At 70.4% G+C, this 10,901-nt stretch carries 10 protein-coding genes and 1 pseudogene; 8 read left to right on the top strand and 3 right to left on the bottom strand.

Annotated features, from left to right (window positions below; all coding sequences use genetic code 11):
* The 4 genes and pseudogenes from AC30N0_RS09065 to AC30N0_RS09050 all read left to right on the top strand — a co-directional run.
* Window positions 1-283: pseudogene (locus tag AC30N0_RS09065) on the top strand (carbohydrate ABC transporter permease); the annotation flags it as partial.
* Between the two features lie 18 nt (window positions 284-301).
* Window positions 302-2,044 carry an IlvD/Edd family dehydratase gene (locus AC30N0_RS09060; RefSeq protein WP_489517598.1) on the top strand — a complete coding sequence of 581 codons (1,743 nt, stop codon included), beginning with the start codon at window positions 302-304 and terminating at the stop codon, window positions 2,042-2,044.
* Window positions 2,045-2,048: 4 nt separating this feature from the next.
* Window positions 2,049-3,305: an MFS transporter gene (locus tag AC30N0_RS09055; protein WP_489517597.1), complete on the top strand. Its 1,257-nt coding sequence runs from the start codon at window positions 2,049-2,051 to the stop codon at window positions 3,303-3,305.
* 201 nt (window positions 3,306-3,506) lie between these two features.
* Window positions 3,507-4,082, top strand: coding sequence for a YXWGXW repeat-containing protein (locus tag AC30N0_RS09050; RefSeq protein WP_489517596.1), 576 nt, complete (start codon window positions 3,507-3,509; stop codon window positions 4,080-4,082).
* A gap of 12 nt (window positions 4,083-4,094) precedes the next feature.
* On the opposite strand, the gene AC30N0_RS09045 is transcribed toward AC30N0_RS09050, so the two are convergent.
* Both AC30N0_RS09045 and AC30N0_RS09040 read right to left on the bottom strand, forming a co-directional pair.
* Window positions 4,095-4,682 (bottom strand): DUF924 family protein, encoded by a 588-nt coding sequence (locus AC30N0_RS09045; RefSeq protein ID WP_489517595.1) that lies wholly within the window; start codon window positions 4,680-4,682, stop codon window positions 4,095-4,097.
* A gap of 28 nt (window positions 4,683-4,710) precedes the next feature.
* The gene (locus AC30N0_RS09040; RefSeq protein ID WP_489517594.1) at window positions 4,711-5,259 is read right to left on the bottom strand and encodes a YaeQ family protein; all 549 of its coding nucleotides are present in this window, start codon (window positions 5,257-5,259) and stop codon (window positions 4,711-4,713) included.
* Window positions 5,260-5,320: 61 nt separating this feature from the next.
* On the opposite strand from AC30N0_RS09040, the gene AC30N0_RS09035 reads away from it, so the two are divergent.
* The 4 genes from AC30N0_RS09035 to AC30N0_RS09020 all read left to right on the top strand — a co-directional run bounded on the left by AC30N0_RS09035 (window position 5,321) and on the right by AC30N0_RS09020 (window position 9,653).
* Window positions 5,321-5,590, top strand: a complete 270-nt coding sequence (locus AC30N0_RS09035; protein ID WP_489517593.1) for a hypothetical protein — start codon at window positions 5,321-5,323, stop codon at window positions 5,588-5,590.
* Window positions 5,591-5,645: 55 nt separating this feature from the next.
* Window positions 5,646-7,013 carry a glutathione-disulfide reductase gene (gene gorA, locus AC30N0_RS09030; protein WP_489517592.1) on the top strand — a complete coding sequence of 456 codons (1,368 nt, stop codon included), beginning with the start codon at window positions 5,646-5,648 and terminating at the stop codon, window positions 7,011-7,013.
* A gap of 67 nt (window positions 7,014-7,080) precedes the next feature.
* Window positions 7,081-7,545 carry a hypothetical protein gene (locus AC30N0_RS09025; protein ID WP_489517591.1) on the top strand — a complete coding sequence of 155 codons (465 nt, stop codon included), beginning with the start codon at window positions 7,081-7,083 and terminating at the stop codon, window positions 7,543-7,545.
* Window positions 7,542-9,653, top strand: coding sequence for a M3 family metallopeptidase (locus tag AC30N0_RS09020; protein WP_489517590.1), 2,112 nt, complete (start codon window positions 7,542-7,544; stop codon window positions 9,651-9,653). Before AC30N0_RS09025 ends, AC30N0_RS09020 begins: the two co-directional genes overlap by 4 nt.
* Here AC30N0_RS09020 and AC30N0_RS09015 read toward each other — a convergent pair.
* Window positions 9,631-10,901: ATP-binding response regulator (locus tag AC30N0_RS09015; RefSeq protein ID WP_489517589.1), on the bottom strand; the 1,271-nt coding region annotated here is incomplete at its 5' end. The two genes, AC30N0_RS09020 and AC30N0_RS09015, sit on opposite strands and share 23 nt — an antisense overlap.

The raw sequence follows: 10,901 nt of genomic DNA, 5'->3' as shown, positions 1-10,901 counted from the left end.
GACCAAGATCATCCTGCCGCTGGCCGTGCCGGGGCTCATCTCCGCGGGCATCTTCGCCTTCACCCTGTCGTGGAACGAGTTCATCTATGCGCTCACCTTCGTCTCCTCGTCGGAAGTGAAGACGGTGCCGGTCGGCGTCGTGACCGAGCTGGTCGAGGGCGATGTCTACCATTGGGGCTCGCTGATGGCCGGTGCGCTGCTCGGCTCGCTGCCGGTCGCCTTCGTGTACTCGTTCTTCGTCGAGCACTACGTGTCGGGTCTGACCGGCTCCGTCAAGGAATGACCAGGGAAAGTTTCAGGAATGAGTGACGAGAAGAAGCCCCGGCGCAGGCCGGAGCAGATGCGCAGCCAGCAGTGGTTCGGCCGGCAGGACCGCGACGGCTTCAACTACCGCAGCTGGGTGAAGGGCAAGGGCGTCCCGCACGACCAGTTCGACGGTCGGCCGGTCATCGGCATCTGCAACACCTTCAGCGAGCTGACACCGTGCAACTCGCACTTCCGCACGCTCGCCGAGCAGGTGAAGATCGGCGTCTACGAGGCGGGTGGTTTCCCGCTCGAGTTCCCGGTGATGTCGCTCGGCGAGACGCTGCTGCGGCCGACGGCCATGCTCTACCGCAACCTCGCCAGCATGGACGTCGAGGAATCGATCCGCGGCAACCCGCTCGACGGCGTCGTGCTGCTGATGGGCTGCGATAAGACTACGCCGTCGCTGGTGATGGGCGCGGCCAGCGCCGACCTGCCGACGATCGGGGTCTCCGGCGGGCCGATGCTGAACGGCAAGTGGCGCGGCCAGGAGCTCGGCTCCGGCACGGGTGTCTGGAGCATGAGCGAGCAGGTCCGCGCCGGCACGCTGAAGCTGCAGGACTTCTTCGACGCCGAGAGCTGCATGCACCGCAGCCACGGCCACTGCATGACCATGGGCACGGCGAGCACGATGGCGTCGATGGTCGAGGCGCTCGGCCTCGGCCTGCCCGGCAACGCCGCCTACCCGGCGGTCGACGGTCGGCGCAACGTGCTGGCCCGCATGGCCGGCCGGCGCGTCGTCGACATGGTCCACGAGGACCAGCGGCTGTCGAAGATCCTCACCCGCAAGGCCTTCGAGAACGCCATCGTCACGTTGGCGGCGATCGGCGGCTCGACCAACGCCGTGATCCACCTCATCGCCATCGCCGGCCGCCTCGGCGTGAAGCTCGGCATCGACGACTTCGAGAAGCTCGCCAGCGCGCTGCCGTGCCTGCTCAACCTGCAGCCCTCGGGCAAGCACCTGATGGAGGACTTCTGCTACGCCGGCGGGCTGCCAGTCGTGCTGAAGGAGAACTCGCGCCATCTCGACCTCACCGTCGTCACCGCCAACGGCAAGACGCTGGGCGAAAACATCGCCGACGCCGAGAACTTCAACACCGAGGTCATCAAGTCGATCGACGCGCCCTTCAAGGACCGTGCCGGCATCGCCGTGCTGCGCGGCAACCTGGCGCCGCGCGGCGCGATCATCAAGCCCAGCGCCGCGACCCCCGCCCTGATGACGCACCGCGGCCGGGCCGTCGTCTTCGACTCCATCGAGGAGTTCCATTCGAGCATCGACGACGACGCGCTCGACATCGACGAGACCTGCGTGATGGTCCTGCGCAACTGCGGTCCCAAGGGCTACCCCGGCATGGCGGAGGTCGGCAACATGCCCTTGCCGCCCAAGGTGCTGAAGAAGGGCATCACCGACATGGTCCGCATCAGCGACGCGCGCATGAGCGGCACGGCCTACGGCACGGTGGTCCTGCACACCGCGCCCGAAGCGGCGGCCGGCGGCCCTCTCGCCGCGGTGCGCAACGGCGACATGATCGAGCTCGACGTGCCGAACCGGCGGATCCACCTCGACATCAGCGACGAGGAGCTGGCCCGTCGCATGGCCGAGTGGAAGGCGCCGCCGTCGCCGCTGGCGAGCGGCTACTGGAAGCTCTACACCGACCACGTGCTGCAGGCCGACGAAGGCGCCGACCTCGACTTCCTGGTCGGCAAGCGCGGCGCCTTCGTGCCGCGCGACAACCACTAGGAACATGCGCTTCGGGCCCGAGCACGAGGACCGGGGCGGGTCCATGGGGCCAGGGCTGGGCACTTACCTCGGCGTCGTCCAGTTCCTGTTCGCCGCGACCTGGATCGTCTACGTCATCTACCTGCCGCAGCTGGTCGAGCAGGCCGGCCTGCCGAAGCATGCGGTGGCGTGGATCCTCATGGCCGACCAGCTCGTCTTCGTCTTCGCCGACTACGCCTGCGGTGTCGCTGCCGACCGCGCAGCAAAGGTGGCGGGTCGCGTCGGCATCGCCGTCCTGGCGGCCACGCTGGTCTCCTGCGCCGCCTTCCTGGCCCTGCCCCACGTCGCGCCGCAGGGCTCGCCGGTCCTCTTCATCGCGCTGATCGCGGTCTGGGCGGTGACCTCGTCGGCGCTGCGCGCGCCGCCGCTGTCGCTGGTCGGGCGCTACGCGGCGCGGCCGACGCAGCCGGTGCTCCTGGCCTGCACGCTGCTGGGCCTGGGCATCGCCCATGCCTTCCAGCCCTACCTGGGCCTCACCCTGCGCGGCATCGATCCGCGCCTGCCGTTCGCGCTGTCCAGCATCGCCCTCGCCCTGGTGACGCTCGGCATGGTCGTCGCCGAGCGGAAGCTGCGGTCGGCCGGCCGGCAGGCATCCGACGTCGAGACCGTCGCCGTCGAGCCGGTGTCCGAGCCGACCCCGCTCTTCGCGCTGACGGCGCTCTTCGCCGCACTCGCGTTCCAGGTCCACGTCTTCATCGACAGCGTGCCGCTGTACACGGCCCGGGCCGGCGCCGACGCGCTGCCCACGCTCCTCCCGGTCTTCTGGATCGGCTTCAACCTCGCGATGTTCCCGTTCTCGCTCGCCGCCCGGCACTGGCACCCGACGCAGGTGATGGGGGTCTTGGCGGTCGTGGCGGCCCTGGCGGCGCTCGCTGCGAACTTCGCCCCGACGCTGCCGTTGCTGATCGCCGCGCAGCTGGTCGCCGGCGCCGCCTGGGCCGGCGTTCTCGTCGCCGCCTTCGCCTGGGCCCTGCTTCGCGGCGGCGCTGGGCGAGCCGGTACCTACGCCGGGGTCCTGTCGTCCGTCCTCGCGCTGGCCACGCTGGCCCGGATGGCGAGCGTCAGCGCCGGCTTGCCGCAGGAGCGGATGTTCGGCCTGGCGCTGCTGTGGTGGCCGGCGGTCGGCTGGCTCCTTGCCAGCGCCATCGTCCTCGCCCTGCGCGCGCGGACGCGGCGCAGCGAGCCGGTCACGGCCCAGTTCCCCAGCTGGCGCGAGCGGTAGCGTCAGGCTGGCGCCCCGGCGCCGGTGAAGAAGCGTGAACCGCATTTCCTCGCTTTGTTTCCGCAACTTCGCAGATCCGAACGGTTCTTGACCGCGCGAGCGTTCTGCCCACTTCGCACGCGAAGGGGGCTGACAGCGGAGAAGCCTTTATTCCGATCCTCTCGGGGGTTGGATCTACCGAAGATGGCGACGTCCCATCCCATGGAGAACGACATGATCCTGAAAATCGTTTCTGCAGCGGTACTCGCCATGGCCTCGGCAACGGCGTCGCTGCCGGCAGCCGCATCGTTCGACATCGACGTGCGCGTTGCGCCGCCTGCGCCCCGTTACGAGGTGGTGCCCGGTCACCGCCCGGGTCATGTATGGACCCCGGGCTACTGGGACTGGCGTGGCAACCGGCACGTGTGGGTGAACGGCAGCTGGGTGCGCGAACGCCCGGGTTACGTCTACGCGAAGCCGACCTGGGTCAACCACAACGGACGCTGGCACCTCTACCGCGGCGAATGGGCTCGAGGCGACCGGGACGGCGACGGCATCCGGAACCGGTTCGACAACAACAACAACCGGCGCGCGGATCGTGACCGCGACGGCATTCCCGACCGCTTCGACAACGTCAACAACAACCGTCGCGGCGATCGCGACGGCGATGGCATTCGCAATCGCTACGACCGAGACCGCGACAACGACGGCGTCCGCAACCGCTACGACCGAGACCGCGACGGCGACGGCGTGCCGAACCGCCGCGACTCCCGCCCCGACAACCCCTACCGTCGCTAGCGATGCCGCGAGCTAGAAACGTGATCCCGGCTCGTCCAGGAACGCGATCTCCTCGGTGGTCGACCGGCGGCCGAGGATCGCGTTGCGGTGAGGGAAGCGGCCGAAGCGGGCGATGAGGGCGCGGTGCCGGTGCGCGAACTCGAGCATCGAGGCCCACTGCGCATCCGCTACGGCCAGCCGGGTGAACAGGCGAACCGACTCGTCCTGCATCGGCAGCGTTTCGGCGTGCTCGAACGGCAGGTAGGCAAAGGCGCGCATGACGGCCGGCAGTGCCTCGTCGCCGCCGGCGGCGACGAGGCAGCTCGCCGCGGCCAGGGCCCGGGCATCGCCGGCGAAGGCGCGCGGCGTACCGCGGAAGGCATTGCGCGTGAACTGGTCGAGCACCACGATCCGCGCCAGCACGGGGCGCGGCGCCTCGTCCCATACGTCGAGCTCGCCGCGCAGGGCGCGCTCGATCGTGGCACCGAACCGGTCGGCGATGCGGCGATCGAAGGCGTCGTCCTGGGTGAACCATTCCTGGCGCGCCGTGCCTTGTGCAGCATCGCCGTCGGCACCGAACCAGAAGTCGAGGACCTCCTGCGCTTGCGCGTCGATGGGCATCGGCACCCTCAGCGCGCGGATCGCGGGTTCATTCGAGGCGCGTCGGCACGATGTCGACGGTGCGCTCGCCATCGGCGACCCAGACCGAGCCGTCCTGCCGGCCGATCTGCAGCTGCATGCTGCGCCCGGCCAGCTCGGCCAGGGCCCGGCTCTGCTCGGAGGGAATCAGCCACGCCTCGATGTTGCGCGTCCGCGCGACGCGCCCCGAGAGGCCCGCCCACCACAGCGGCGCGCCATGGCTGAAGGCGAAGACGCTGACGCGTGCGGCGCGGCCGCTGGCCTTGACGAGGCGGCGCTCCTCGGGCTGGCCGACCTCGATCCAGTGCAGGAGCTGGCCGGTGAGATCCCTCTGCCAGAGCTCGGGCTCGTCCGGGTCCCACATGCCCTTGGCGAACTCGAGCGCGCCGCCCTCGTCGCTCGCCGGCACGCAGAGGGCGAAGGCGAGCAAGCGCACCATCATCCGCTCGTCGTTCTCGGACGGATGGCGGGCGAGCGTCAGCTGGTGGTCGGCGTAGAGGCCACGGTCGATGTCGGCGATGCGCAGGGAGGCCTTGCATACGGTCGCTTTCTGGGCCATCGGCAGACTGTGCCACAGGCACGCGACAATCACCGGATCGCTCGAGGAGGGGCGACGCACCATGAGCATGAAGAAGTCCGACCTCGACAAGCGCCTGGGTTCGATGATCGGCGGCAGGATGAAGGCAGGCGCGGCGAGCCGCTTCGGCCAGGGGGTCGAGGGCGTCGTCGACCGGCGCGAGCAGCGGCGCCTCGATGCGGCGGCCGGCCTCGTCCCGTTTGCCTGCAAGCTGCCTTCGGATCTCGCCGCGACCCTGCGCGATCGCGCTGCCGCCCACCCGGAGGGCCTGAACGGCGCCGTCGCGGAGCTGCTGCGCAAGGCGCTGGCCTGACCGGGCCTTGCATGTCCAGGGTGGCGGTCCGAGGCATGAGCGCTTCCGCACGGCCATGAGCAGCTCGGCCTTCGACCTGTTCATCATCGGTGCCGGCAGCGGTGGCGTCCGCGCCTCCCGCATGGCCGGCCAGCGCGGCCTGCGCGTGGCGGTGGCCGAGGACGCCGCGCTCGGCGGCACCTGCGTCAACCTGGGCTGCATTCCGAAGAAGCTCTACAGCTTCGCGGCGCATTACGCGGAGAGCTTCGAGGAGGCGCACGGCTTCGGCTGGACGGTGCCGCCGGCGCGCTTCGACTGGGAGACGCTGAAGGCGAACCGGGCCCGCGAGCTGCTGCGCCTGAACGGCGTCTACGAGCAGCTGATGAGGAGCGCCGGGGTTCAGATCATCTCCGGACGGGCGACCGTGCTCGGGCCGAACGAGGTCGGCGTCGCCGGCAGGACGTACCGGGCCGAGCGCATCCTGGTTGCCACCGGTGGCTGGCCGGTGCCGCCGGATGTGACGGGCGCCGAGCTGGCGATCAGCTCCAACGAGATCTTCGACCTGGCACGCTTTCCCGAACGGCTGGTGGTCGTGGGCGGCGGCTACATCGCCTCCGAGTTCGCCTCGATCTTCAACGGCCTGGGCGCCAGGGTCACGCAGATCTATCGCGGCGAGCAGATCCTGCGCGGCTTCGACGACGAGGTGCGCGGCTTCGTGGCCGCCGAGATGGTGAAGAAGGGCGTCGACGTGCGCGTTCGCGCCAAGGTGCTGTCGCTCGAGCGCGGCGGCGACTGCCTCCGCGTCGCCCTCGGCGACGGCAGCGAGCTTGCGGCCGACGCCGTGCTGTACGCCACCGGCCGGGCGCCCAACACGCAGGGACTGGGCCTCGAGGCGATCGGGGTCAAGCTGGGGATGAACGGCGCGGTCCTCGTCGACGACGATTACCGCAGCAGCGTGCCGAGCGTCTACGCCGTGGGCGACGTGATCGACCGGGTCCAGCTCACGCCGGTCGCGCTCGCCGAGGCCATGGCGCTCGTCGACGGCCTCTACGGCGAAGGCGGGCGACGCGTCGACTACCTGCACATCCCTACGGCGGTCTTCACCCATCCGAACATCGGCACGATCGGCCTGTCCGAGGCCGAGGCCCGCGGCCGCTTCGAGCGCATCCGCGTCTACCGCAGCGACTTCAAGCCGCTGCGCCACACCTTGTCCGGCAGCGCCGAGCGCACGCTCATGAAGCTGATCGTCGACGACGCCAACGACCGCGTCGTCGGCCTGCACATGGTCGGCGCCGATGCCGGCGAAACCATCCAGGGCTTCGCCGTCGCCATGAAGGCGGGCGCGACCAAGGCGATCTTCGACGCCACGCTCGGCATCCACCCCACGGCCGCCGAGGAGTTCGTGACCATGCGCCAGCCTGTGCCGACCCCGCTGGCAGGATGAATCGCAGATGAGACCCGCCCTCGCCCCGCCGCCGAACTTCGCCGCCCTCGTCCTCGCGTGCGCCGCGGTGGCGATCTTCGCCGCGCCGGCTTCCGCACAGACGGGCGGGACCGCGAAGCCGCAGGCGCAGGGTCCGTCCCGGGCCGTTGCGCCGCCGCCGCAGGGCAGGGTGCTGACGCCGGCGCAACTCAAGGACTGCATGGCGCAGCAGGCCGGGGTGGAGCGCGACGTGGCAGAGGCCGATCGGGAGCGGACGGCCATCGAGGCGATCAAGAACGAGCTGAAGGGGAGCGGGCCGGCCCTCGACAGCGCGCTCGCCGCGCTCGACCGCAGCGACCCGGCCGCGGTCGAGGCGCACAACGCCCGGGTCCGGGAGCGCGACGCCCGGATCGACGGCTACGAGGCCCGCGTGGCCGCTTACAACGGGCGGGTCGAGGGCTTGAAGACCACCCGGGATGCCTGGGTGAAAGCATGCGATGGCCGCCGCTACGACGAGCGCGACCTGCAGGACCTGCTGAAGAAGACCCGATGAAAACCAGCGAAGGGCCGTCCATGGCACCGATGAATGCGACGCCGAAGGCCAATCCGCTGCTCGCCGAATGGCGCGAACCGCACGGCCTGCCGCCTTTTGCCGCCGCCGGTGCGGAGCACTTCGCGCCGGCCTTCGAGCAGGCCATGAGCGAGCACCTGGCGGAGATCGAAGCCATCGGCGGGAACGCCGCGCCGCCGACGTTCGAGAACACCATCGCCGCGCTCGATCGTTCCGGCCGCCTGCTCGACCGCGTCGGCGGCATGTTCCACAACCTGACCTCGAGCGAGACCTCGCCGGCGCTGCAGGCGGTGGAGATGCGCATGGCACCGCTGCTCGCCGCGCACGAGAGCAGGACCAGCATGCATGCGAGCCTCTTCGCCCGCATCGACGCGCTGCATGCGCGTCGCGCCGAGCTGGGCCTGGGCGAGGAAGAACGGCGCGTCCTCGAACGCTTCCACACCGACTTCGTGCGTGCTGGCGCGAAGCTGGCCCCCGCGGATCAGGCGCGCTATGCCGCGATCATGGAGCGGCTGGCCGAGCTGACGACGCGCTTCGGACAGAACGTGCTGGCCGATGAGTCGTCGTTCGGCCTCGAGCTGCGCGGCGAGGCCGACCTCGCCGGCCTGCCTCCCTTCGTGCGCGCGGCGGCACGTCAGGCCGCAGTCGAGCGCGGCATGGATGAGGGTGCGCACGTCATCACGCTGTCGCGCTCGCACATCGTGCCTTTCCTGACGTTCTCGGAGTGCCGCGACCTGCGCGTGCAGGCGTGGCAGGCGTGGACCTCGCGCGGCGAGCACCCGGGCGAGACAGACAACCGCGCCATCGTCGCCCAGATCCTCGCCCTGCGCCTCGAGCAGGCGCGGCTGCATGGCTATGCCAGCTACGCCGACTACGCGCTCGCCGACACGATGGCGGGCAGCCAGGCGGCGGTGACCTCGCTCCTCGAGCGGGTCTGGCAGCCGGCGAAGGAGCGTGCCGAGCAGGAGCGCGCGGCCCTCGAGGCGCTGGCGCTGTCGCGCGGCGAGGCGGTCGAGATCGAACCCTGGGACTGGCGCTTCTACGCCGAGAAGGTGCGCCAGATCCGCTACGACCTCGACGACGCGGAGGTCAAGCCGTACTTTCCGATCGACCGCATGGTCGAGGCCGCCTTCGATTGCGCCGGGCGCCTGTTCGGCATCCGCTTCGTCGTGCGTCCGGAGATCCGCGTCTACCACCCCGACGTCGCGGTGTACGAGGTGCGTGACGCGAGCGACCGGGCGATCGGCCTGTTCCTGCACGACAACTTCGCCCGTCCGACCAAGCGCAGCGGCGCGTGGATGAGCGCCTACCGCAGCCAGTCTAGGAACGGCAGCGGCGCAACGCCGGTCCTGCCGATCATCGTCAACAACAACAACTTCGCGAAGGGCGCGCCCGGCGAGCCGACGCTCCTCAGCGCCGACGACGCGCGCACGCTCTTCCACGAGTTCGGCCACGGGCTGCACGGCCTGCTTTCGAACGTCACCTACGAGCGCGTCTCGGGAACCCATGTCCTGCGCGACTTCGTCGAACTGCCGTCGCAGCTGTTCGAGCACTGGCTCGAGGAGCCCGAGGTCCTGAAGCGGCATGCCCGCCACCACGTCACGGGCGAGCCGATTCCCGATGCGCTGATCGCGAAGCTGCACCGGGCGCGCCACTTCAACCAGGGCTACGAGACCGTCCGCTACGCTGCCTCGGCCCTGGTCGACATGGCGGCCCACGCGCGCACCGAAACCGGTTCCATCGACGTGGTCGAGTTCGAGCGTGCCGAGCTCGACCGGCTGGGCCTGCCCGCAGGCGTCGGCGTCAACCACCGGCTGACTCACTTCCAGCACCTCTTCGCCGGCTCGGGCTACGCGGCCGGCTACTACGTCTATCTCTGGGCGGAGGTGCTTGACGCCGACGGCTTCGACGCCTTCGTCGAGGCCGGCGATCCTTTCGATCGGGCCGTCGCCGAGCGGCTCGTTCGCTTCATCTACTCGGCCGGCAACTCCATCGAGCCGGGCGCGGCCTACCGCGCCTTCCGCGGCCGGGCGCCGACGCCCGAGCCGATGCTGCGCCAGCGCGGCCTCATCGAAGCGATATCGGGCTAGTCTCCTCGTGATGCAGCGGCGCGGTCGCGCCGATGCCGGGGAAGCGCTTCTTCAGTGCCGCCAGGAAGACGCCGAAGTCGATGGGCTTGGTCCAGTAGTCGGTGAAGCCGGCGGCGAGGCCGCGGCGCAGGTCGTCCGGCATGGCGTTCGCCGACAACGCAATGCACGGCAGGTCGCGGGTGAGCGGCTCGGCCTGCAGGCGGCGCAGCACTTCATAGCCGTCGAAGTCCGGCAGTTGCAGGTCGACGAGGACGAGGTCCGGCTGCAGGGTGGCGGCCCGGGCGACGCCGGCCGCGCCCGTGAGCTCGGACGCGATGACGAGACCGCCGACGCTCTTGACCAGCTCCTCGACGAGCAGCACGTTCACGGCGTTGTCCTCGATGTAGAGGATCGTTCCCTGTCGCCCGGGCGGCTCGCCCCGCCACGGCTTCTCGCTCGCGGCTGCGGCCGTGCTGCTCGGGCCGGCGGCGTGCGCCGCGGGCAGGCGCACCGTGAACTCGGTGCCGAGCCCGGGCTCGCTCGAAACCTCGATCCGGCCGTGCATGCCGTCGACGAGGGCGCGCACGATGGTCAGGCCGATGCCGGTGCCCTCGATCCCTTCGTCCTCGACGCCGAAGCGGTTGAACGGCTCGAACAGGCTGTCGATCTGCTGGCTGTTGAGGCCGCGGCCGGTGTCGCGCACCATGAGCGAGGCTTCCGCGTCGGCGGCGCTCGTCTCGACGACGACGCTCCCGCCTGGCCGGTTGTACTTGATGGCGTTCGAGACGAGGTTGATCAGGACCTGGCGCAGGCGGGTCGGGTCGGCCTGCGCCGTGCCCTCGGCCCGGCCGGTCTCGAGGCTCACCCCGTGCTGGGCCGCGAGCGAGTGCAGCAGGGGCAGGGACTGGTGCACCAGCTGCCCGAGCTCGACCGGACGCAGGGTCAGCCGCAGTTCCCCCGACTCGAGGGCGGAGAGGTCGAGCACGTCGTTGATCAGGGAGAGCAGGTGGTCGCCGGCCGCGTGGATGTGCTCGAGCTTCGCGAGGTGTTCCTCCTGCCCCGCCTGTCTCGCTTCGATCTGCAGCAGCTGGGTGAAGCCGAGCACCGCGTTCAACGGCGTGCGCAGCTCGTGGCTCATCCGCGACAGGAACTGCGACTTGGCCTGGATGCCGCGCTCGGCGACCGCCGCCTGCTCCTGGACCAGGGCGGCGTTCTTGTTCTCGGTGATGTCCCAGTCGACGCCGACGCGTCGCGACGGCTGACCGCGCT

This window comes from Rhizobacter sp. (assembly GCF_031412495.1).
Lineage (GTDB): Bacteria > Pseudomonadota > Gammaproteobacteria > Burkholderiales > Burkholderiaceae_C > Schlegelella_A.
This window is presented reverse-complemented; position numbering and strand designations above follow the sequence as displayed.